The organism is Nonomuraea sp. NPDC003709 (assembly GCF_040610775.1).
GTDB lineage: Bacteria > Actinomycetota > Actinomycetes > Streptosporangiales > Streptosporangiaceae > Nonomuraea > Nonomuraea angiospora_A.
This window is the reverse complement of record NZ_JBEXMW010000002.1, coordinates 305,002-326,921: the sequence shown is the minus strand read 5'-3', so window position 1 is coordinate 326,921 and position 21,920 is coordinate 305,002. Positions and strand designations below refer to the sequence as shown.

Annotated in this window: 19 protein-coding genes and 1 tRNA gene; 10 read left to right on the top strand and 10 right to left on the bottom strand. The window is 68.7% G+C overall.

Translation table 11 applies throughout. The annotated features are described in order from the left end of the window. Window positions 1-10 precede the first annotated feature (10 nt). Window positions 11-613, bottom strand: a complete 603-nt coding sequence (coaE, locus tag ABZX61_RS05965; protein WP_355191866.1) for a dephospho-CoA kinase — start codon at window positions 611-613, stop codon at window positions 11-13. Window positions 614-645: 32 nt separating this feature from the next. On the opposite strand from coaE, the gene ABZX61_RS05960 reads away from it, so the two are divergent. After that, a complete protein-coding gene (locus ABZX61_RS05960) occupies window positions 646-1,332 on the top strand; it encodes a Clp protease N-terminal domain-containing protein (RefSeq protein WP_355191864.1) in 687 nt (228 codons plus the stop codon). Here the strand turns inward: ABZX61_RS05960 and ABZX61_RS05955 are convergent. The 5 genes from ABZX61_RS05955 to polA form a co-directional block, all read right to left on the bottom strand. Beyond that, the gene (locus tag ABZX61_RS05955) at window positions 1,220-1,690 is read right to left on the bottom strand and encodes a GNAT family N-acetyltransferase (protein ID WP_355192703.1); all 471 of its coding nucleotides are present in this window, start codon (window positions 1,688-1,690) and stop codon (window positions 1,220-1,222) included. The genes ABZX61_RS05960 and ABZX61_RS05955 overlap by 113 nt on opposite strands. A gap of 27 nt (window positions 1,691-1,717) precedes the next feature. Continuing rightward, entirely contained in the window at window positions 1,718-3,277 is a 1,560-nt protein-coding gene (locus ABZX61_RS05950; RefSeq protein ID WP_355191862.1) for a hypothetical protein, read from the bottom strand. A 686-nt stretch (window positions 3,278-3,963) separates the two neighbouring features. Next, window positions 3,964-5,451 carry a 30S ribosomal protein S1 gene (gene rpsA / locus ABZX61_RS05945; RefSeq protein ID WP_350726329.1) on the bottom strand — a complete coding sequence of 496 codons (1,488 nt, stop codon included), beginning with the start codon at window positions 5,449-5,451 and terminating at the stop codon, window positions 3,964-3,966. A gap of 192 nt (window positions 5,452-5,643) precedes the next feature. Then, on the bottom strand, window positions 5,644-6,738 hold the full coding sequence (locus ABZX61_RS05940; protein WP_355191860.1) for a polysaccharide deacetylase family protein: 1,095 nt from the start codon (window positions 6,736-6,738) through the stop codon (window positions 5,644-5,646). Between the two features lie 56 nt (window positions 6,739-6,794). After that, window positions 6,795-9,485: a DNA polymerase I gene (polA, locus tag ABZX61_RS05935; RefSeq protein ID WP_355191858.1), complete on the bottom strand. Its 2,691-nt coding sequence runs from the start codon at window positions 9,483-9,485 to the stop codon at window positions 6,795-6,797. 131 nt (window positions 9,486-9,616) lie between these two features. Between polA and ABZX61_RS05930 the strand changes: the two genes are divergently transcribed. From ABZX61_RS05930 to ABZX61_RS05905, 6 genes are all read left to right on the top strand, one after another. Continuing rightward, window positions 9,617-9,961 carry a hotdog fold thioesterase gene (locus ABZX61_RS05930; RefSeq protein ID WP_192794325.1) on the top strand — a complete coding sequence of 115 codons (345 nt, stop codon included), beginning with the start codon at window positions 9,617-9,619 and terminating at the stop codon, window positions 9,959-9,961. A gap of 634 nt (window positions 9,962-10,595) precedes the next feature. After that, window positions 10,596-11,636, top strand: coding sequence for a branched-chain amino acid ABC transporter permease (locus ABZX61_RS05925; RefSeq protein ID WP_355191856.1), 1,041 nt, complete (start codon window positions 10,596-10,598; stop codon window positions 11,634-11,636). 16 nt (window positions 11,637-11,652) lie between these two features. Then, window positions 11,653-12,651 carry a branched-chain amino acid ABC transporter permease gene (locus ABZX61_RS05920; RefSeq protein WP_355191854.1) on the top strand — a complete coding sequence of 333 codons (999 nt, stop codon included), beginning with the start codon at window positions 11,653-11,655 and terminating at the stop codon, window positions 12,649-12,651. After that, complete coding sequence (locus ABZX61_RS05915) at window positions 12,641-13,591, top strand: ABC transporter ATP-binding protein (RefSeq protein ID WP_355191852.1); 951 nt, start codon at window positions 12,641-12,643, stop codon at window positions 13,589-13,591. The genes ABZX61_RS05920 and ABZX61_RS05915 overlap by 11 nt, the downstream gene beginning before the upstream one ends. 53 nt (window positions 13,592-13,644) lie before the next feature. Beyond that, window positions 13,645-14,379: an ABC transporter ATP-binding protein gene (locus ABZX61_RS05910; RefSeq protein WP_350726902.1), complete on the top strand. Its 735-nt coding sequence runs from the start codon at window positions 13,645-13,647 to the stop codon at window positions 14,377-14,379. An 87-nt stretch (window positions 14,380-14,466) separates the two neighbouring features. Next, the gene (locus ABZX61_RS05905) at window positions 14,467-14,841 is read left to right on the top strand and encodes a hypothetical protein (protein WP_355191850.1); all 375 of its coding nucleotides are present in this window, start codon (window positions 14,467-14,469) and stop codon (window positions 14,839-14,841) included. Window positions 14,842-14,895: 54 nt separating this feature from the next. On the opposite strand, the gene ABZX61_RS05900 is transcribed toward ABZX61_RS05905, so the two are convergent. Next, window positions 14,896-16,197, bottom strand: coding sequence for an ABC transporter substrate-binding protein (locus ABZX61_RS05900; RefSeq protein WP_350726317.1), 1,302 nt, complete (start codon window positions 16,195-16,197; stop codon window positions 14,896-14,898). Window positions 16,198-16,385: 188 nt separating this feature from the next. Here ABZX61_RS05900 and ABZX61_RS05895 point away from each other — a divergent pair, with 188 nt between their 5' ends. Continuing rightward, window positions 16,386-17,228: a hypothetical protein gene (locus ABZX61_RS05895; RefSeq protein ID WP_355191848.1), complete on the top strand. Its 843-nt coding sequence runs from the start codon at window positions 16,386-16,388 to the stop codon at window positions 17,226-17,228. Between the two features lie 90 nt (window positions 17,229-17,318). Here the strand turns inward: ABZX61_RS05895 and ABZX61_RS05890 are convergent, their stop codons facing one another. From ABZX61_RS05890 to ABZX61_RS05880, 3 genes are all read right to left on the bottom strand, one after another. Continuing rightward, on the bottom strand, window positions 17,319-18,623 hold the full coding sequence (locus ABZX61_RS05890; protein WP_350726313.1) for an ABC transporter substrate-binding protein: 1,305 nt from the start codon (window positions 18,621-18,623) through the stop codon (window positions 17,319-17,321). Between the two features lie 229 nt (window positions 18,624-18,852). Then, window positions 18,853-20,193: an ABC transporter substrate-binding protein gene (locus ABZX61_RS05885; protein ID WP_355191846.1), complete on the bottom strand. Its 1,341-nt coding sequence runs from the start codon at window positions 20,191-20,193 to the stop codon at window positions 18,853-18,855. Between the two features lie 153 nt (window positions 20,194-20,346). Beyond that, the gene (locus tag ABZX61_RS05880; protein ID WP_350726309.1) at window positions 20,347-20,931 is read right to left on the bottom strand and encodes a response regulator; all 585 of its coding nucleotides are present in this window, start codon (window positions 20,929-20,931) and stop codon (window positions 20,347-20,349) included. A gap of 90 nt (window positions 20,932-21,021) precedes the next feature. On the opposite strand from ABZX61_RS05880, the gene ABZX61_RS05875 reads away from it, so the two are divergent. Then, window positions 21,022-21,095: transfer RNA gene (locus tag ABZX61_RS05875), tRNA-Leu, on the top strand. Between the two features lie 63 nt (window positions 21,096-21,158). Next, on the top strand, window positions 21,159-21,920 hold the full coding sequence (locus ABZX61_RS05870; protein ID WP_355191844.1) for a helix-turn-helix domain-containing protein: 762 nt from the start codon (window positions 21,159-21,161) through the stop codon (window positions 21,918-21,920).

The following is a 21,920-nucleotide window of genomic DNA, read 5'->3' as shown; positions in this document are numbered from 1 at the left end:
CACGTCAGCGTCAGCCGCGGCCGGCGCGCCTCGTCAGCTCCTCCCAGACCTCCTCCACCCGGGCGTCCAGCTCGGCCAGCGAGCCCTCGTTGGGGATCACGATGTCGGCCACCGCCAGCCGGTCCTCGCGGGAGGCCTGGGCGGCGATGCGGGACTTGGCGTCGGCCTCCGGCATGCCCCGGTGCTCGGCCAGGCGCCGGATGCGGGTCTCGTCGGCCGCGTCGACGACGATGACCACGTCGTACATGGGGGCCAGGTGGTTCTCCGCCAGCAGCGGCACGTCGTAGACGGTGATCGCGTCGTCGGCCGCCCGGCTCTGCAGCTCCGCCACCCGCTCCCCCACCAGCGGGTGGACGATCGCGTTGAGCGCGGCGAGCCGCTCGGGATCGGCGAAGACGATGGAGCCGAGCTTCTCCCTGTCGAGCGAGCCGTCAGGGCGCAGCACATCCTCCCCGAACGCGGCCACCACCCTGGCCAGCCCCGGCGTGTCCGGCTCGACCACCTCGCGGGCGATCCTGTCGGCGTCGATCACGACGGCGCCCTTGGCCGCGAGCCGCTTCGACACCTCGCTCTTGCCCGATCCGATACCGCCTGTGAGCCCAGTCTTCAACACGGGAAAAAGCCTACGGGGTCATCATCGTAGACATGAAGACGACGATCGTACGGGCCGCGCACGAGCAGGCCGCGGCCGTCGGGGACGACTGGGTGGGGCCGCAACACGTCGTGCTCGCCCTGCTGGCCGGCGAGTCCCTGGCCGCGCGGGTGCTGACCGAGGCCGGGCTGGACCGCGCCCACGCGCTCGAATGCCTGCCGCACCACGCCAGGACCGCGCACGGGGCGGGCGGCTTCGCCAACCCCGCCTTCTACAAGCTGTACGGCATCGCGACCGGCCTGGCGTTGGCCGCGGGCCGCCGGCAGGCGGAGCCGGCGGACTGGCTCATGGCCCTGGCCTACGACGTCGAGGAGGACCGGGGGCCGACGCCGCTGCACCTGTTCGGGGTGGACCCGGCGGCGGTGGCCGCGGCGCTGCGCGCGCACGGGGTCGGGACGCCGCCGGTCGACCCGCCCGTGCACGTGCCGTGGCGGGGCCGCCACCAGGTCATCGTGCCCGCCGCCGCCCTCCAGGGCGTGCTCGACCGGCTCAACGCCGACCATCCGGCGGGCTCGGAGTGGCGCTGGGGGTGGAACTGGGTGGACGACGACCTGGGCCGCGTCATGATCACGGCTGAGGAAGGGATCGATCTGGCCGCATACGCAGATGGATCAGCGTCAGATGATCGTCCATCCGCTCCCGGCTCGTCTCCCGGTAGCCCAGACGGCGGTAGAGCTTGAGGTTGACCCCTGACAGGTGCCCCGTGAACAGGTCGAACGCCTCCGCCTCCGGCACCGCCTCGTGCAGGGCCGTCAGCAGCGCCGTGCCGATGCCCCGGCCCTGGCGGTCGGGCGCCACGACCAGGCGGCCGACCAGGCAGGTCGTGCCCGACACCTGCCCGCGCACCGCGCCGATCACGCGGCCGGCGTCGAGCGCCTTGAGCACGACGGCGCCCTCGATGACCTTGCGGACCTGCTCCAGCGACTCGATGAGCGGTGGGATGTACGGGTCGCCGTACAGCTGGGCCTCGCTCACGTAGGCCGCCCGCTGCAAGGTGAGGATCTCGCCCGCGTCCGCCGTGGTCGCCCGTTCGATCAGCACGCGCAGCACCCTACCGTCCGCTCCTCACGGATACATGCCCGCCGTGAGCTCGCCGGGGCACTCGGTGCCCTCCTGCGGCAGCGTCCCGTTGACGAGGTAGTCGTGCACGTGCGTGCGCAGGCAGGTGGCGCGGAGCCTGCTGACCCCCTGGAGCAGGTACGCGTCGGGCCCGTCGCCGTGCGACAGCACGACCGCCCCGGGGATGTGCCCCACGGGCCGGGCACCGGTGTCCAGCCGGCCGATCCCGACCAGGACCGTGGGGCCGTGACGGGGGTCCGGCACGTTCGGGGGCCAGCTCGGGGCGCCCTTGCGCGGCATGCCGAGGCATCGCGCGACCTCGTACCGGCCGCTCACCCATCCCACGCGCGGCGCCACCTCGCGCAGATGCGTCTCCATCGTGAGGAAGCGCCGGTAGGCGGGCACGGCGGGCATGAAGTCGTGGCACCACATGGCTCCCGACACGGTCGCGGGCGGCGCCGGCGCGCTCACGGCGTCCGGCTTGGCCGCCTCGGAGGCCTGCTTGGCTGCCTCGGCGTCCGGCTTGATCCCCTCGGAGACCTGCTTGGTCGCCTCGGACGCCTGCTTGGTCGCCTCGGACGCCCGCTTGGTCGCCTCGGAGGCCAACGCCGCCAGCCTGGTCGCGTCGCCCTCCCTGGCCTCGGACATGGCCCGGGCCAGCTCCGGCCAGCTCCCCGGGGCCAGCCCGGCGTGGACGGCCGCCGCGAGGCGCCGGGAGTTCACCGTACGCCCGGGGCCCGCGTGCAGGGGCGTGCGGCGGGTCAGGGCGTCGTAGACCTCCACGGCGTCGGTGTCGGCGTCGTGGAGCGGGCACCCCAGGTGCCTGCGGCACCAGTCGCGGAAGGAGAACAGCTGCCGCTCGGCCGCCCGCGCCCGGTCGGTCAGCCGCTGCGCCAGGTCGGGCTCGGTGTGGTCGGGCCCGCCTTCGAGGTACATCCGCCCGGTCCGGTGCGGGAACAGCTCCATGTACGCCTGCCCGTACACGGCCCCGTAGGAGGAGCCGAAGTACCGCAGCCGGGGCTCCCCCAGCTCGGCGCGCAGGGCGTCGAGGTCGTGGGCGACCTGCCAGGACGTGAGCCCGTCGTAGGCGAGTCCGGCGGCGGCCCGGCAACTCCTGTCGTAGGCGGCGTTGTCGCGGGCGTAGGCGCGCCACCCGGCCCGTCCCGGGGCGAGGACGAGGCGCAGCGGATCGGGCTGCGCCACCGCGCACTGAACGGCGGCCGCGCTCCCCCGGTCGCCGATCCCCCGCGGCTCGACCAGCACCACGTCGAACCACCTGGTCAGCTCGCTCACACCCTCCGGCCGGGCGCGCACGGCCTGGACGGGGGAGGCCGGACCGGTGTTCACCACCAGGAAGCCGCGGCTGTGCTGCGGGTCCTGCGCGGGCATCCTCGCCAGGTCGATCTCGGTACGGGCGCCGTGCGGCCTGGCCCAGTCGACGGGCACGGACAGCTTGGCGCACTGCAACCCGTCGCCGCAGTCCTGCCATTGGGGAACGGCCGCGCCCTTCACCGCCGGCGAAGCGGCGGCCGCGGCCGCCAGCGCGGCCGCTGCAAGGATGATCACCCGCTGAACCATGCCCAATGCGTCGCCCCTGGGAATCGATCGTGGTGTCAACAGCGCAGGTCAGTCTGTCAGCGCCGATCGCCGCGGGCGGCGGGCTCGCCAACACCCAAGGTAAAATCTCCGACCCCCTCAACGCCTCGCCCGAAACCCCCACCCCACACCCGCCGCACCCCCACGAGCCTCTCCCATGACGCTGCCGGCCGACGGCACCGCATCGCACCACGCGGGCACTCTCGGCACCGCACACCAACGGCGCGGCTGCGACGCCCCCGTGCGGGCCTCTGTGGCACGGTGCGAGCGGAGCGCCACGGTCCCGGGTTCATACCGCCCTGGGCGCCGCGACGCGCACAGTGGCACTCACGGTGTCTCTCGCCCGGCGCCCAGCTGCCCAGCGCCTCCCGCCCCGGCCCCGGAGGCCGGGCGCACGAAGGCGGGGGCACGGAAGGCAGGCGCACGGACAGGCGGGCCCACGGACAACCAGGCCCACCGGACAGCCGGGCGCGCGGAAGGCGGAATCCCCAGCAGCGGGAGGTCGTGGTGCCGGGGGTGCCCGATGCCGAGGGGCGGGCACTGGCGCGGCGGCCGGCCCAAACCCCCGGCGGTGGGGGCAGGCGTGCGGAAGGCCCCGCACCGCGAACGGTACGGGGCCTTCCGGATTAAGGCTGTGCCTCAGCTGGACCCGAAGGTCAGCTCTGGCCGCCCGCGAGCTTCTCGCGCAGAGCCGCGAGCGCCTCGTCAGAGGCGAGCGCGCCGCTGGCCGGAGCCGACGAGGAGGAGGAGCCGCCGGCCGGAGCCTGCGTCTCGCCGCTGTAGGTCGAGGGAGCGGCCTCGCCGGCCTCCGCCTCGGCCTTGCGGGCCTCCTCGATCTGCTTCCGGTGAGCCTCGAAACGCGTCTGGGCCTCGGCGTACTGCCGCTCCCACTCCTCACGCTGCTTGTCGAAGCCCTCGAGCCACTCCCCGGTCTCCGGGTCGAAGCCCTCGGGGTAGATGTAGTTGCCCTGGTCGTCGTACGTGGCCGCCATGCCGTACAGGGTCGGGTCGAACTCGACCTCGGTCCCGACGCCCTCGTTGGCCTGCTTCAGCGAGAGGCTGATGCGGCGACGGTCGAGGTCGATGTCGATGATCTTGACAAAGATCTCGTCGCCGACCTGGACGACCTGCTCCGGAATCTCCACGTGGCGCTCGGCCAGCTCGGAGATGTGGACCAGGCCCTCGATGCCCTCCTCGACCCGGACGAACGCGCCGAACGGCACCAGCTTGGTGACGCGGCCCGGCACGACCTGGCCGATCTGGTGGGTGCGGGCGAACTGCTGCCACGGGTCTTCCTGGGTCGCCTTGAGCGACAGGGAGACGCGCTCGCGCTCCATGTCGACGTCGAGGACCTCGACCGTGACCTCCTGGCCGACCTCGACAACCTCGGAGGGGTGGTCGATGTGCTTCCAGGACAGCTCGGACACGTGGACCAGACCGTCGACCCCACCGAGGTCGACGAAGGCGCCGAAGTTGACGATCGAGGAGACGACGCCCTTGCGGACCTGACCCTTCTGGAGGGTGTTGAGGAACGTCTGGCGAACCTCGGACTGCGTCTGCTCGAGCCAGGCGCGGCGCGACAGAACCACGTTGTTGCGGTTCTTGTCGAGCTCGATGATCTTGGCTTCGAGCTCGCGGCCGACATACGGCTGCAGGTCGCGGACGCGGCGCATCTCCACGAGGGACGCCGGCAGGAAGCCACGCAGGCCGATGTCGAGGATGAGACCACCCTTGACGACCTCGATGACGGTGCCGGTGACGATGCCGTCCTCGTCCTTGATCTTCTCGATCGTGCCCCAGGCGCGCTCGTACTGCGCGCGCTTCTTGGACAGGATCAGGCGGCCCTCCTTGTCCTCCTTCTGGAGGACCAGGGCTTCGACGTGCTCTCCAACTTCCACGACGTCAGCTGGGTCGACATCGTGCTTGATGGAAAGCTCGCGCGAGGGGATGACACCCTCGGTCTTGTAGCCGATATCGAGAAGAACCTCGTCTCGATCGACCTTGACGACGGTGCCCTCGACGATGTCGCCGTCGTTGAAGTACTTGATGGTCTCGTCGATCGCCGCGAGGAAGGCTTCCTCGGACCCGATGTCGTTGACCGCTACCTGCGGGGTGCTCGAGGTGGCCTCAGTGCTGGACGTCATGTGTGGAATTGCTCCGAACGCGGACAGGATGTCGATGTGGCGGATGCGCGGCAGGCCCTCTTCCGCATCAAGCCGAGGAATTACGACATCGACGTGACCGAGCGCGAGCCCGCTCCGTCTGAGGCGCGCGCGAGCCCACAGCGCAGCGATCAGCATATGAGACCATCGCCACGGGGTCAATCCGGGGAGCAATCAATACGCGTTGACCTGCAGTCCGCGCTTGGCGTCGATTTTACCTCGCAGTTTCTCCGGTATGGAGATGCGGGCCGGGTCGCCGTCGGAGACATAGCGCTCGCCGGGGTGCTTGTTCAGCCATTCCAGCCAGTACTGCGAGCACCACTTGCGGCACTCGCCCTTCTTGCCGTTGCTCTGGATGCGCTGGATGGCTCCCCGGTCGAATTTTTTCGCGTAGGGCGAAAGCGACGGCTCCGCGCCGGCGAGGAACACGCCGGCGAAATCATACCGGGTGCCGTCCCAAGACCCGGTACGGGCGAGCTTCTTCGGCCGGGGCATCGACCCGAACGGCAGGGCCATCGTCCGCGACTCCGGCACGCCGAGCTTCTTGAGCAGGCGCTCGAGCCGGACGATCTGCTCGCGGACCTTCTTCTTGCGCATCACGCGCAGGTTGGGGTGGTTCCAGGTGTGGTTGGCCACCTCGTACCCGTGGTCGACCAGCCACTTGACGGCGACCGCCTGGGACTCCCGGTCGGTCAGCCCGAACGGCTCCCTGTTGATCCAGAAGGTGGCGACCGGCCGGAACCCCGGGTATTTCCCGGCCACCTCCTGGAGGACGGCCACGGCCGTGCCGGCCTTGGGGTTGCCGTTCGCGTCGAGCGCGAAGTGGCTCGGGTGCCCGTCGTCGAACGTCAGCACGACCGGGAACTTCCCCGCCGGCACCTTGATGTCGCCGGTGACGAAGTCTCTGGCGGTGATCGGCACGTAGCCCTGCTTGGCCAGCTTCTCCAGCTCTTTCCTGAGCTGGTCGGGCGTCCTGTCGATCGAGGCCAGCCGCTTGGGGAGGATCCGGTGGTACATCAGGACCGGCACCAGCCCGGCCTCGTTGGCGTGCACCTGCCGGGCGAACTCGGGTGTGGCCACGACCCCGGGCGGCTCGCCCACCGGCGTCTGGCTCGGCGGTGGGACGCTGCCCTGGACCTTGGCCACGTCTTTCGGCTTGGCGTGCGGGCGCTGCTCGGACGGTAAGAGGCTCAGGCCGACGAGGGCCACCGTTACCACCACCACGTTGGCGATGCCGATGGTCCGCGTGAGGGACGCTGAAATCCGCACTGAGCTCCTGGCCGCCTAGTGAAATTTCCTCCAGGTTAGTCGAAAAAGATGATCAGTCAGTGCCCGGCGTCCTCCCACGTACGCCCGACGCCCACGGAGACCTCCAGCGGGACGCGCAGGTGGTAGGCGGCGTTCATCTGGTCGCGCACGAGCTGCTTGAGCTGCTCCAGCTCCCCTGGCGCGACCTCGAAGACCAGCTCGTCGTGGACCTGCAGCAGCATCCTGGAGGCCAGCTTCTCCTCGCGGACGGCCTGGTGGACGTTGAGCATGGCGACCTTGATGATGTCGGCGGCCGAGCCCTGGATGGGGGCGTTGAGCGCCATCCGCTCGGCCATCTCGCGGCGCTGGCGGTTGTCGCTGGTGAGGTCGGGCAGGTAGCGGCGGCGACCCATGATCGTCTCGGTGTAGCCGTCGGTGCGCGCCTGCTGGACGATGGCCTGCAGGAAGTCGCGCACGCCGCCGAACTCGGTGAAGTATTCCTCCTTCAGCGCCCGGGCCTCCGCGACCGGGATGTTGAGCTGGCCGGACAGCCCGAAGTCGGACAGGCCGTAGGCCAGGCCGTAGTTCATGGCCTTGATGCGGGCCCGCAGCTCGCCGTCGATCTGCTCGGGCGGCAGGTTGAACACGCGCGCGGCGGTGGCCTGGTGGAAGTCGTGGCCCGACTCGAACGCCGCGATCAGCGACTCGTCGCCCGACAGGTGGGCCATGATGCGCAGCTCGATCTGGCTGTAGTCGGCCGTCAGCAGCGTCTCGTAGCCCTCGCCGACCACGAAGCCCTGCCGGATGCGGCGGCCCTCGGCGGTGCGGATCGGGATGTTCTGCAGGTTGGGCTTCTCGGAGGACAGGCGGCCGGTGGCGGCGATGATCTGGTTGAACGTGGTGTGGATGCGCCCGTCGTCGGAGATCTCCTTGATCAGGCCCTCGACGGTGGTGCGCAGCTTCTGCTGGTCGCGGTGGCGCAGCATGATCGTCGGCAGCTCGTGCTCGGTCTGCGTGGCCAGCCAGGCGAGCTGGTCGGCGTCGGTGCTGTAGCCGGTCTTGATCTTCTTCGTCTTGGGGAGGTTGAGCCGGACGAAGAGGATCTCCTGCAGCTGCTTGGGCGAGCCCAGGTTGAACTGCTCGCCGACGGAGCGGTGGGCCTCCTCCACGGCGTGCTTGACCGCGGCCCCGAACTCGGCCTCCAGGCCCGTGAAGTATTGGCCGTCGACGGCGATGCCCGCCCGCTCCAGCTCGGCCAGCACGGTCAGCAGGGGCAGCTCGACGTCGGCCAGGAGCTGGGTGCCGCCGCGCCCGGCCAGGAAGGTCTCCAGGGAGTCGGCCAGCTCGCGCACGGCGTGGGCGCGCAGCGCGAGGTCCTTGGCCGGGGCGTCCTCGTCATCACCGAACAGCGCGGCCTGCCCGTTGGACTCCTCCTCGGCCCGCAGGTCGCGGTGGAGATAGCGCCTGGCGAGGTCCTCGAGCGCGAACGTGCGCTGCCCCGGCATCGCCAGGTAGGCCGCCAGCGCGGTGTCGCAGCTCAGGCCGCGCAGGTCCAGGCCCTGCGCCCAGAGCGCCAGGATGGGCCCCTTGGCGTCGTGGACGGCCTTGGGGCGGCTCTCGTCGCCCAGCCAGGCCCGCAGGGCCGCCTCGTCGGCCTCGGTGAGCTTGACGGGGTCGATGTGGGCGGCGGTGCCGTCGGGCGAGGCGACGGCGATGGCGTCGATGCGGCCGGTGCCGCTGCCGTAGGCGCCCTTGAAGGCCAGCCCGGCCCGGCCCGCGGGCATCGCCGACAGCCAGCCGGCCACCCGGTCGGGGCCGAGCAGCACGGTCTCGACCTCGAAGCCCTGCTCGGGCTCCTGCTCGCCGCTGCCGAGCACCTTGAAGACGCGCTCGCGCAGCTCGCCGCGGATCTGCAGGGAGTCGAACAGCTTGTTGATCTCCTCGCGGTCCCACGCGCCCTGCGTGAGGTCGCCGAGGTCGACGTCGAGCGAGACGTCGCGCAGCAGCTCGGTGAGGCGCCGGTTCATCAGCACCTGGGCGACGTGCTCGCGCAGCTTGTCGCCGACCTTGCCCTTGACCTCGTCGACCCGGTCGACCAGCGCGGTCAGCGAGCCGAACTCGCGCACCCACTTGGCGGCGGTCTTCTCGCCCACGCTCGGGATGCTCAGGAGGTTGTCGCTGGGGTCGCCGCGCAGGGCGGCGAAGTCGGGGTACTGCTCCGGCGTCAGGCCGTACTTCTCGACCACGGCATCGGGGGTGAACCTGGTCATGTCGCTGATGCCGCGCCGGGTCATCAGGACGGTGACGTGCTCGTTGACCAATTGCAGCGCGTCGCGGTCGCCGGTGACGATCAGCACGTCCATGCCCTCCCCGGCCGCGCGGGTGGCGAGCGTCGCGATGAGGTCGTCGGCCTCGAAACCCGCCTTGGACAGGTGCGGGATGCGCAGGATGTCGAGCAGCTCGTAGATGAGCTGCATCTGACCGCGGAAGTCCTCCGGCGTCTCGCTCCGGTTGGCCTTGTACTCGGAGTAGGCCTCGTGGCGGAACGTCGGCTCCGACCTGTCGAAGGCCACCGCCACGTGGGTCGGCTGCTCGTCGCGCAGGACGTTGGTCAGCATCGAGGTGAACCCGTAGACCGCCTCGGTGTGCTGACCATCGGTGGTCATCAGGTTGGCGTCCTTGAGCGCGTAAAAAGCGCGGTAGGCCAGGGAATGCCCGTCAAGCAGCAACAGGCGCGGGCGGCTGGGGGTCACTTCACTCTTCGGCACACACGCAGCCTAGTCTGCGTCTGCGACAGAAAACCTGAGCTCGGAAGAGTGGAGACGTCCCTTTGACGCAGACCAACCCCCTGGACTTCTCGGTGCTCGGCGCCGTGCACGAGGGCACGCTGGCCGACCGCATGGGCATCGAGTTCCTCGAGGCCGGCCCCGAGCGGGTCGTGGGCCGCATGCCGGTCGCGGGCAACACCCAGCCCTACGGCCTGCTGCACGGCGGGGCCTCGGCGGTGCTGGCCGAGACGCTGGGTTCGGTGGCCGCCGCCATCCACGCGGGCCCCGAGCGCATCGCCGTGGGCATCGAGATCAACGCCACCCACCACCGCTCGGCGACCGCCGGGCACGTCACGGGCGTGGCGACCAGGCTGCACGGCGGCCGGACGCTGGCGACGTACGGTATCGAGATCACCGACGAGCAGGGAAAACTCGTGTGCACCTCTCGTCTCACGTGCATGTTGCGCGACAGGTGAAACTCCTGTCCCTTTGCGCGCCGCGCCCGGAGGTCGATACGGTGGTCCGAACGCGAGCCCGCGGGGTGGCCCAGTAGAAAACGTGTGCGGCCGGGGAAGCCCTACACGGTCCCAAAGGTCACCCGCGCGGGCTCGTCCACGTTTTACGGCGATCGTTACGGATTCGTGCGCGGAGCCGCCAGGCGTCTACGGCGATTTAGCCCCTGACCTGGCTTGTTGTTTGCTCACATCAGCGACACACACATGTCACTAATTGGTGACGAACGATACTGAACCGGGCGTCACCAGAATAAGCTCCCGCCACAGCATCCCAGTTGTGCCTGCGATGCGCGCGTGTCGAGATGGAGGGGCACAACCCCGCCTTGACCTACTTGAGGGAGCACCATTGCGCAGAGCCGTGATCGCGTTCACGGCCTTCCTGGGTGGACTCGTCTTCCTGCTGGCCAGCCCCGCTCACGCGGGGCCCGCCGATTGCCAGGGACTGAGGGGAACACTCAAACTCCAAGGCCAGCCAGTGAACGGCGCCAAAATCGCCGTGACCACCGAGAGCGGACAACCCGTTAAGGAGGTCACGAGCAACGCACAAGGCACTTGGGACGTTCCGGTCGACAAACCCGGTAAGTACAAGGTCACCTTGGATGTCAGCAGCCTTCCGCAGAACGCGGAGGTGCGTGGCGGCAACAATGTCCGCACGCCGACCGTCTTCGAGGGCAACTGCTCGACGGTCCTGTTCGCCCTCCAGGCCAAGGGTGCCCCGGGGCAGCAGCAGGAGGAGGGTGGCGGCGAGAGCTCGTTCTGGACGACGGCCGCGCAGCTGACCTTCGAGGGCCTGAACCTCGGCCTGATCATCGCCCTGGCCGCGCTCGGTCTGTCGCTCATCTACGGCACGACCGGCCTGACCAACTTCGCCCACGGCGAGCTGGTCACGCTCGGCGCGATCCTCGCCTATGCGTTCAACGTGGGCTTCGGGCTGCATATCATCCCGGCCGCCATCATCGCGGTCGTGGTCGGCGGCATGCTCGGTTACCTGCAGGACCGCCTGTTCTGGGGCCAGCTGCGCAGGCGCGGCACCGGCACCATCGCCATGATGATCATCTCGATCGGCGTGGCGCTCTTCCTGCGGTACGTGTTCCTGATCTTCTTCGGCGGCCAGAACGAGGCCTTCGCCCAGTACACGGCCCAGCCCGGCATCCAGGTCGGCCCCATCACGGCCGCGCCCAAGAACTTCGTCGCCATGGGCATCGAGCTCGCGGTCCTGATCATCGTCGGCCTGGCCCTGATGCGCACCCGCACCGGCAAGGCGGCCCGCGCCGTGGCCGACAACCCCGCGCTCGCGGCCTCGTCCGGCATCAACGTCGACCAGGTCATCCGGATCATCTGGACCACGGGCGGCGCCATCGCCGCACTGGCGGGCATCATGCTCGGCCTGTCGCAGAGCCTCAAATACACCATGGGCCAGGACATCCTGCTGCTCATCTTCGCCGGTGTGACGCTCGGCGGGCTCGGCACCGCGTTCGGCGCGCTGGTCGGCTCCTTGGTGGTGGGCCTGTTCATCCAGGTCTCCACCCTGTGGGTGCCGCCGGAGCTCAAGAGCGTCGGCGCGCTGGGCGTACTCATCATCGTGCTCCTCGTCCGGCCGCAGGGCATCCTGGGCCGCCGCGAGCGGATCGGCTGATCGGGGGAGGATCAGAATGGACTGGATCACGATCATCAGCACCACCCTCAAGTCCGCCATCGGCGTGGACACGGTGCTGTACGCCCTCGCGGCCATCGGCATCAACATCCACTTCGGCTACACGGGCCTGCTCAACTTCGGCCAGGCCGCGTTCATGGGCGTGGCCGGCTACGGCCTGGCGGTCACCGTCACCGTCATGGGCCTGCCGTTCTGGATCGGCATCATCGTCGGCCTCGCCGCCGCCGTGCTGCTGGCGATCCTCATGGGCATCCCGACGCTGCAGCTGCGCGCCGACTACCTGGCCATCGTCACCATCGCGGCGGCCGAGATCATCAGGCTCGTCTTCCGCTCGGTGGCCTTCAAATCGGTCTTCGGCGGCTCCGACGGCCAGCGCGGCTTCTCCGACGGCTTCTACGCCCTCAACCCGTTCTCCGAGGGGGACTACGGCTTCAACCTCGGCCCGGTGCCGATCTTCTTCAACAACCGGGTCCTGTGGGTGATGGTCGTCGGCTGGGCGCTGATCGCCATCTGCTGCGGCATCGTCTACCTGCTCATGAAGAGCCCGTGGGGCCGCGTGCTCAAGGCCATCCGCGAGGACGAGGACGCCGTGCGCAGCCTCGGCAAGAGCGTCTTCTCGTACAAGATGCAGTCGCTCATCCTGGGCGGCGTCATCGGCTCGCTCGGTGGCTTCATCTACGGCCTGGCCTTCGCCTCCGTGCAGCCGGACGTCTTCGGCACCGAGACGACCTTCTACGTCTACACCATGGTCATCCTCGGCGGCGCGGCCCGGGTGCTCGGCCCGGTCGTCGGCTCGATGATCTTCTGGGTGCTGCTGGTCTTCATCTACGGTGTGCTCACCGAGGCGGTCGGCGCCGGGTACATCACCTTCATGGACACCAACCAGGTGGGCGCTTTCCGCTACATCATCGTGGGTCTTGGCCTCATCCTGTTGCTCGTCTTCCGGCCACAGGGCGTCTTCGGTGACAAGAGGGAGATAGCAATCGATGCACGCTGAAACCCACACTCAGGCAGGCACCACCGAGCGCAAGGCGGCCGCCCTGGCGGCGTTCAAGGACCTGGCGCGCGATCCCGGCGTGCCCAAGCCCGACCCCATCCTCGTGGTGGACAACGTCGTGCGCCGCTTCGGCGGCCTGACCGCGGTCGAGGTCGGCCACGTCGAGATCCAGCGCGGTTCCATCACCGCGCTGATCGGCCCCAACGGCGCCGGCAAGACCACGTTCTTCAACCAGCTCACCGGGTTCGACACGGCCGACTCCGGCTCGTGGACGTTCAACGGGAAGTCCATGAACGGCGTGCCCGCGCACAAGGTGGCCCGCGCCGGCATGGTGCGCACGTTCCAGCTCACCAAGGCGCTGTCCCGCCTGACGGTCATGGAGAACATGCGCCTGGGCGCCCAGCAGCAGAAGGGCGAGAGCTTCTTCCGCGCGCTCATCCCGAGCCTGTGGCGCGGCCAGGAGGACGAGATCACGGTACGGGCCGAGGAACTGCTGGAGCGGTTCAAGCTCGACGCCAAGCGCGAGGACTTCGCCGGATCCCTGTCGGGCGGCCAGCGCAAGCTGCTGGAGATGGCCCGCGCACTCATGGTCCAGCCCGAGCTGGTCATGCTCGACGAGCCCATGGCCGGGGTCAACCCGGCGCTGACGCAGTCGCTGCTCGGCCACGTCAAGGACCTGCGCGAGCAGGGCATGACGGTGCTGTTCGTGGAGCACGACATGGACATGGTCCGCGACATCAGCGACTGGGTGATCGTCATGGCGCAGGGCGCGGTCATCGCCGAGGGCCCGCCCTCGACGATCATGTCCGACGAGCGCGTGATCGACGCCTACCTGGGCGCCCACCACGACGCGCCGCTCTCGGAGACCGAGCTGGAGGCCCAGCTTCACGAGGCCGAGGCGGCGCTGGAGGCCGAGATCGAAGAGGAGACGCAGAAGTGACCGTCCCTGAGCCGGCCCAGTCGAAGGCGGCCGTCACCGACCGCGGCGACCACCTGGCAGGCGCCGAGGACGCCGTGCTGAGGTGCGACGAGCTGATCGCCGGCTACCTGCCGGGCGTCAACATCCTCAACGGCTCCGACCTCTACGTCAAAGAGGGCGAGCTGATCGGCATCATCGGCCCCAACGGCGCCGGCAAGTCGACCCTGCTCAAGGCCATGTTCGGGCTGGTCACCATCCGCAGCGGCACCGTGCTGCTCAAGGGTGAGGACATCACGAACATGAAGGCGCACTCGCTGGTCGCCCGCGGCGTCGGCTACGTGCCGCAGACCAACAACGTCTTCCCCAGCCTCACCATCGAGGAGAACCTCGAGATGGGCGCCTTCCAGGTGCCGGGGAAGTTCAAGGAGCGCTTCGAGTTCGTGGCCGAGCTGTTCCCCGCGCTCAAGGAGCGGCGCAAGCAGCGCGCCGGCTCCCTGTCCGGCGGTGAGCGGCAGATGGTCGCGATGGCCAGGGCCCTCATGACCGAGCCGTCCGTGCTCCTGCTCGACGAGCCGTCGGCGGGCCTGTCGCCCAAGCTGCAGGACCTGGTGTTCATCCAGGCCCAGCAGATCAACAAGGCGGGCGTGACGGTGATCATGGTGGAGCAGAACGCGCGGCGCTGCCTGCAGATCTGCCACCGCGGCTACGTCCTCGACCAGGGCCGCAACGCCTACACCGGCACCGGGCGGCAGCTCGCCAACGACCCCAAGGTCATCGAGCTGTACCTCGGCACGCTGGCCAAGGCGTAAGACGATCGAGAACGGCGGAGGGGCTCCCGTGGGCCCCTCCGCCGTTCTTTAATGTGCGTTGTGAAACGTTTAGCGACAGTCGCGCTCATGCTTCCCGTCCTGCTCGTCGGCTGCCAGGGCAACGCCTCGTCCGCGTCCAAATACAGCACCGGCGGCGATCCCACCGACAGCCCCTGCGCCCGCGTGGTCTCGGCCATCGGGTACGCCAACCTCATGCTGAAACCGAAGGGTCAGGAGGACCGGCAATATTTCGAGGACGCCGTGATCGGCCGCCTGGCGGAGCTGCGCGGGATCACGCTGGAGTTCGGCGACCGGCTGCCCGACTCGCTGAAGGGCGCCGTACAGACGATCAAGACCACGACCGCCGGGCTGTCCAGGAACGACGTGCCCCGGGAGCGGCAGGTGGCGCTGCTCAAGCAGTACCGCGTGGCCGCCGACCAGATCGTGGCGGGCTGCAAGTAGCGACGAGAAGGGCCCGGCCGTGACGGCCGGGCCCTTCCGTGTGAGGCGGCGGTACTAGCCGGCGATGTTGCCGGTGCGGTACTCGAGTGCCTTGGTGGCGTACTTGTTGTTGGCGCCGTACTGGTAGATGCCGATGGTGGCCACGGACGGGTCACCGGCCTCGTTGAACTCGACCGGGCCGCTGACGCCCTCGTAGTCGATGTCCTTGCCGGCCTTCAGCAGGTCCACGCACTCCTTGAAGCTCTTGCACTTCTCGCCGCCCTTGCTCACCTCGGCGAGCTTGGCCGCGATGTCCGTGCCGGCGTCGCTCTTGGCGGCCTCGGCGGCCAGCGCGATCAGGTTGGTGGCGTCGTAGGACTCGGGAGCGTAGCTGAAGTCCTGGAGCTTGGGGTTGACGGCCAGGAGCTTCTTCTCGAACTCCTCGGGGGCCGCGGCACCCGGGATCGTGCCCTTGACGCCGTCGAGCGTGCCCTTGGGCATCTTCACGTAGTTCGTGTTGGACGTGTTGCCGTCCACCATGTACCACTTGTGCTTGTCGGCGGGCAGGCCCTGCTTGACCAGCTCGGCCACGACCTTCGCCGTCTCCTCGAACCCGATCAGCACGATGCCCTTGGGGTTCTTGGCCTTGATCTTGGCCACGTCCGCGGAGAAGTCGGCCGCCTTCGGGTCGTAGTCGACCCGCTCCACGACCTCGCCACCGCCGTCGGTGACCGTCTTCTGGACCTGGTCGGCCAGACCCGTGCCGTAGGAGTCCTGCATGGCCAGGATGCCCACCGTGTCGTTGCCGTCGGCCACCACGAGGTCACCCAGCACGCGCCCCTGCAGCTTGTCGGGCGGCGAGGTACGGAAGTACAGGCCCTTGTCGTTGATCGTGGTGAACTTGTCCGACGTGTTCGCCGGCGAGAACTGCACCACGCCCGCACCGGTGATCTTGTCGATCACCGACTCCGACACCGACGACGACGCGGCGCCGATGATGGCGTCGGCCTTCTGCGCCAGCAGCTTGTCCACCGACTGCGAGGCGATGTTGGTGGTGGTGTCACCCGAGTCGGTGTCGTACTTGGTGATCGGCTTGCCGAGCACGCCACCGGCCTCGTTGATCTCCTTGACGGCGGCGTCGACTCCCGCGATCTCGGGCGGGCCGAGGAAGGCCAGCGAACCGGTCTGGGGCAGCAGGGTGCCGATGGTGAGAGTGCCATCGCCCTTCGCCGCGGCGGGCGCCGACGACGACGGCGCGGCGGCAGACTCTGACGTCTGCGTGGCGGTGTTGCCGCCGCCACCGCCGCAGGCTGTCAGGGCGAGGCTGGTGGCAGCCACGACAGCCAGCGCCCGCCCCACGGGAGCAATGCGGATCATGAAGTGTCTCCTTCATTTCCAGGCCGGGATCGGTCAGCACCGCCGAGCGTTCCCGAACGAATGCAGGAAACGTATAAAACTGCTGCATGCTCCAACCAGATGCACTGGGGAACTGTCGGCACTTGGATGCGGAGTCGTAATCAGTCCTCAACTTACGGACCTGGGCAAGCGCGCTTAATCTGCATCGAGTGAAGCGCTTTACGGTTCCCCTCGCCATGGTGCTCCTCCTCGCCGGTTGCGCCGCCTCCGAACGGCCTTCGCCGCCGCCCGCGACGCCCCCGGCGGGCGTATCGGTCTCACTGGCGCAATGGCGTTCGGACGAGCCCGTGCACGCGCTGGAGGTGGCCGTCCGCAATACCACGGACACACCGGTCTATTTCGCCGACGTCCAGCTGGTCACGCCGTCATTCAAAACCCTGCCGGCGCAACGGACCGACGCCACCCTCAAGAAGACCGAGCGGACGGACCTGCGCATCACGTACGGGCCCGCCAACTGCCTGCCCCAGGGGCTGCCCGAGGTCCAGCCGGCCACGGTCGTGGCGCACGTCAGCACCGGCTCCGAGCAGCCGCGCAAGGTGGTCTTCAACGTCCCCCACCCCGACCCGCTGCTGGCCAGGCTGCTGCGCGACGAGTGCTCGGAGTTCCTGATCAAGGAGGCGGCGGACATCGAGTTCGGCCCCGAGTGGAAGGACGTCGACAAGGCCATGCGGGGCAACCTGGTGATCACCCGGCGCGGGAACGGCGCCGTCACCGTCAACGACATGGGCGGGACCACCCACTTCATCGTCACGTCCGAGCACCGGCCCCTGGGCGTGCTGGCCGCCGGTCGGCAGCGGCTGGAGGTGCCGATCGCGCTCACCCCCGGCCGCTGCGACCCCCACGCGTTCGCCGAGGCCAAGAAGGCCTTCCTGTTCCCCGTGCGGGCCAGCATCGACGGGGGTCAGGAGCGCGTGGTCATCGTGGTGCCGCCCAAGCCCCTGCAGGACCGCCTCATCCCCTGGGCGATGAAGACGTGCGGGTTGGGACGATGAGAAACCTGCAAAGCGGACTGCCGCTACGGCGTTGACCGGGCAGGAGCCTGGCGCGGCAGGCCGATGAGCAGGTTTCTTGTCGGAAGGCTCCTAGCCCTCGATCTTGCCGGTGCGGTACTCCAGCGCCTTGCCGGGGTACTTGTTGTCGTCCCCGTACTGGTAGACGCCGATCGTGGCCACCGCCGGGTCACCGGCGTCGTTGAACTCGACCGGGCCGCTGAGGCCGTCGTAGTCGATGTCCTTGCCGGCCTTCAGCAGGTCGACGCACTCCTTGAAGCTCTTGCACTTCTCGCCGCCCTTGCTCACCTCGGGCAGCTTGGCGGCGATGGACGCGCCGGAGTCGTCCTTGGCCGCCTCGGCGGCGAGGGCGATCAGGTTCGCCGCGTCGTATGACTCGGCCGCGTACGTGAAGTCGCTCAGCTTGGGGCTGAGCTCGACGAGCTTCTTCCTGAACTCCTCGGGCGCCTCGGCGCCCGGGATGGTGCCCTTGACGCCCTTGAGCGTGCCCTTGGGCATCTTCTGGTAGTTGGTGTTCGACATGTTGCCGTCCACCATGTACCACTTGTACTTGTCCGTCGTCAGGCCCTGCTTGACCAGCTCGGCCACGACCTTGGCGCCCTCCTCGAAGCCGATCAGCACGATCGCCTTCGGGTTCTTCGCCTTGATCTTGGCCACGTCGGCGGAGAAGTCGGCCGCCTTCGGGTCGTAGTCGACCCGCTCCACGACGCTGGCGCCGGCCTCCTCGGCGGTCTTGGTGACCTGGTCGGCCAGGCCGGAGCCGTAGGAGTCCTGCATGGCCAGGATGCCGATGGTGTCGTTGCCGTCGGCGGCGATCAGGTCGCCGAGCACGCGGCCCTGGAGCTTGTCCGGCGGCGCCGTACGGAAGTACAGGCCCTTGTCGCTGATCGTGGTGAACTTGTCGGAGGTGTTGGCCGGCGAGAACTGCACCACGCCCGCACCCGTGATCTTGTCGATGATCGACTCCGACACCGACGACGACGCGGCGCCGATGATGGCGTCGGCCTTCTGGGCCAGCAGCTTGTCCACCGACTGCGAGGCGATGTTCGTGCTCGTGTCACCCGAGTCCGTGTGGACCTTGGTGATCGGCTTGCCGAGCACGCCGCCGGCCTCGTTGATCTCCTTGACGGCCTGGTCCACGCCGGCGAACTCGGGCGGGCCGAGGAACGCGAGCGAGCCCGTCTGCGGCAGCACGGTGCCGAGGGTCAGCGTGCCGTCGCCCTTCGCCGCGGGCGCCGAGGAGGCCGCCGTGGACGGGGCCGCCGACTCGGACTGCTTCGCGGCCGTGTCGCCGCCGCCACCGCCACAGGCCGTCAGAGCCAGGCTCGCCGCGGCCGCGACGGCCAGCATGCGCCCCGTTGGAGCAATGCGGATCATAAAAGAGACTCCCCCTATCTCAACGAAGGAACGATCACCTTCGCTGGGTTTTCCGAGCTCAGCATGCCTGTTCGAACAGGTGATGGGGAGTTCTTACGCGGCTTTTATGCGGATTCGTAATGTCACAAACACTGATGGTAATGATGTGTTTCGTGTGAGTTACGGTCCTGTCAGACACGACACACCCCAGATCCGGAAATTTCCGGATCTGGGGTGCAATGGGCGCTCCTCAGCCCGCGATGTTGCCCTGGCGATATTCGACCGCCTTCGCCGCGTCGAACTTGTTGTCCGCCCCGTACTGGTAGACCCCGATCGTCGCCACCGACGGGTCGCCCACCTCGTTGAAGTCGACCGGCCCGCTGACACCCTCGTAGTCGATGTCCTTACCGGCCTTCAGCAGGTCCACGCACTCCTTGAAACCGGTGCACTTCTCGCCGGACTTGCTCACGGCCACCAGGTTCGCCGCGATGGCCGCCCCCGAGTCGTCCTTGGCCACCTCGGCCGCCAGCGCGATCAGCGTCACCGCGTCGTACGACTCCGCCGCGTACGTGAACTCGGTCAGCTTGGGATTGACCGCCAGCAGCTTCTTCTGGAACGCCTCGGGCGCAGCCGCGCCGGGCAGCGTGCCCTTGACGTCCTTGAGCGTGCCCTTCGGGGCCCTGACGAAGTTGGTGTTCGACATGTTGCCGTCCACCATGTACCACTTGTGCCTGTCCGCCGTCAGGCCCTGCTTGACCAGCTCCGCCACGACCTTCGCCGTCTCCTCGAACCCGATCAGCACGATGCCCTTCGGATTCTTCGCCTTAATCCTGGCCACGTCCGCGGAGAAGTCGGCCGCCTTCGGGTCGTAGTCCACCCGCTCCACGACCTCGCCACCGCCGTCGGTGATGGTCTTCTGCACCTGATCCGCCAGACCCGTGCCGTACGAGTCCTGCATGGCCAGAATGCCCACCGTGTCGTTGCCGTCGCCCACCACCAGGTCACCCAGCACCCGGCCCTGCAGCTTGTCCGGCGGCGCCGTACGGAAATAGAGCCCACGGTCGTTGATCGTGGTGAACTTGTCCGACGTGTTCGCCGGCGAGAACTGCACGACCCCCGCACGGGTGATCTTGTCGATGATCGACTCCGACACCGACGAGGACGCCGCACCCACGATCGCGTCCACCTTCTGCGTCAGCAGCTTGTCGGCCGACTGCGAGGCGATGTTCGTGGTGGTGTCACCCGAGTCCGTGTCGTACTTGGTGACCGGCTTGCCGAGCACCCCGCCCGCCTCGTTCACCTCCTTGAGCGCCAGGTTCGCACCCGTGAACATGGGCGGGCCCAGATACGCGAGCGAACCCGTCTGCGGCAGCACCGTGCCGATCGTCAGCGTGCCGTCCCCCTTCTTCGCGGCCCCGGCCGAGGAGGACGAAGCCGAGGCGGACCCGGCGGGGGCGGCGGACGTGCCTCCGCCCGAACACGCGACCAGCACCAGACACGCCGCCGCGACGGCGACCGGTAAGCGGGCGGCGGCGAGCACGGGTACGCGGATCGCTGTGGCGGCGACCGGCGCGCGGGAAATACGGATCATCGAAAGCGTCTCCGTTCGAGATGAGCGGACCTTCCGTCCGCCCATCAGTTACGCGCCGGAACACCTCCCACGAAAAGCACTCGAAGCCGGTTGGATGCCCACTCGTGACCACACCACAACCCACCGGCCCAAAAGACTTGATATAGGCCTTTTTCAGCCCCGCTCGGCCGCGTCATCTATAACGATCTGAGCAACCTCACGCATGCTCAACCGCCGATCCATCGACGCCTTCTGGATCCACCTGAACGCCTGCGGCTCACTCCAGCCGTGCTGCGTCATCAGCTGACCCTTGGCCCGCTCCACCAGCTTCCTGGTCTCCAGCCGCTCCGACAGGCTCGACACCTCGGACGCCAGCGCGACCATCTCCTCGTGCCTGCTGACCGCCATCTCGATCGCCGGCACCAGATCCGCCTTCGTGAACGGCTTGACCAGATAGGCCATCGCCCCCGCGTCCCTGGCCCGCTCGACCAGGTCACGCTGGGAGAACGCGGTCAGGATCAGGCACGGGGCGATCCGCTCGGCCGCGATCCGCTCGGCCGCCGAGATGCCGTCGAGCACGGGCATCTTCACGTCCAGGATCACGAGGTCCGGCCTCAGATCGGCGGCCAGCCGGATCGCCTGCTCACCGTCCCCGGCCTCGCCCACGACGACGTAGCCGTCCTCCTGGAGCATCTCCTTGAGGTCGAGGCGGATCAGGGCCTCGTCTTCCGCGATCACTACTCGCCGCTGCGTACTCACGAGCAGAAGAGTACCGATGTCCGGTAGATTAGATCCACGCCGGTGCGGCTCGGTGCTTTACACTCCGAGATCACAGACCGGACAAATGCCGCCCCGGTAGACCAATCGGCAGAGTCGATGGCCTCAAAATCCATTCAGTGTGGGTTCGAATCCCACCCGGGGCACTTTCAAACCGCCCGGCTTCTCGGCCGGGCGGTTTTGTCGTACCCGGCTGCGACACTCTGCGCATGCACGATCGCACTCTACGCAACCGCACGCTGCGCCTGCTGGAGGCCGGGCTCAGCGTCGGCGAGGCGAGCCGCCAGACCGGCGTCAGCCTGAGCACCATCCGCCGGTGGCGCGAGGTGCCCGAGAGTCGCTCCCCCACGGCCCGCGGTTGCGCCCGTTGTGCGCCGATTCCGCTCTCTCCGACGCCCGCCGACGGTTACGCCCAGTTACTCGGCCTCTATCTCGGCGACGGCCACATCGTGCGCTGCCTCAAGGGGGTCCACCTGCTCACCGTCTACTGCGACGACAGCCGGCCCGGCCTCATCGAAGAAGCCGCCGCGACGATGGCACGGGTGATGCCGGCCTCAGCCGTGAGCCGGCGCAGGCGCAACGGGTGCACCGAGGTCAAGAGCCTCTCCAAGCACCGGCCGCACCTGTTCCCGCAGCACGGCCCCGGCAAGAAGCATGAGCGCTCGATCGTGCTCGAGCCGTGGCAGCGGGAGATCGTCTCGGCGCATCCCGGGAGGTTCGTCAGGGGCCTCATCCACTCCGACGGCTGGCGTGGGACCAACCGGGTCCGCCGCGTCCTGCCCAGCGGCGTCCGCTGGTACGAATATCCGCGCTACCACTTCAAGAACGAGTCCCCCGACATCCTCGCCCTCTGCGGCGAGGCGCTCGATCTGCTCGGCGTGGCCTGGCGGTTCAACAACCGCAACGAGCTCTCGGTCGCCCGCAGGGAGGCGGTGGAGCTGCTCGACCTTCACATCGGCCCGAAATACTGA

Bases quoted from the DNA above. Each gene is read 5' to 3' on its own strand.
- rpsA (WP_350726329.1), bottom strand. From the start codon at position 5,451: ATGACGTCCAGCACTGAGGCCACCTCGAGCACCCCGCAGGTAGCGGTC.
- ABZX61_RS05920 (WP_355191854.1), top strand. From the start codon at position 11,653: ATGGACTGGATCACGATCATCAGCACCACCCTCAAGTCCGCCATCGGC.
- ABZX61_RS05960 (WP_355191864.1), top strand. From the start codon at position 646: ATGAAGACGACGATCGTACGGGCCGCGCACGAGCAGGCCGCGGCCGTC.
- ABZX61_RS05870 (WP_355191844.1), top strand. From the start codon at position 21,159: ATGCACGATCGCACTCTACGCAACCGCACGCTGCGCCTGCTGGAGGCC.
- ABZX61_RS05890 (WP_350726313.1), bottom strand. From the start codon at position 18,623: ATGATCCGCATTGCTCCAACGGGGCGCATGCTGGCCGTCGCGGCCGCG.
- ABZX61_RS05885 (WP_355191846.1), bottom strand. From the start codon at position 20,193: ATGATCCGTATTTCCCGCGCGCCGGTCGCCGCCACAGCGATCCGCGTA.
- ABZX61_RS05930 (WP_192794325.1), top strand. From the start codon at position 9,617: ATGGGCATCGAGTTCCTCGAGGCCGGCCCCGAGCGGGTCGTGGGCCGC.
- ABZX61_RS05900 (WP_350726317.1), bottom strand. From the start codon at position 16,197: ATGATCCGCATTGCTCCCGTGGGGCGGGCGCTGGCTGTCGTGGCTGCC.
- ABZX61_RS05915 (WP_355191852.1), top strand. From the start codon at position 12,641: ATGCACGCTGAAACCCACACTCAGGCAGGCACCACCGAGCGCAAGGCG.
- ABZX61_RS05905 (WP_355191850.1), top strand. From the start codon at position 14,467: ATGCTTCCCGTCCTGCTCGTCGGCTGCCAGGGCAACGCCTCGTCCGCG.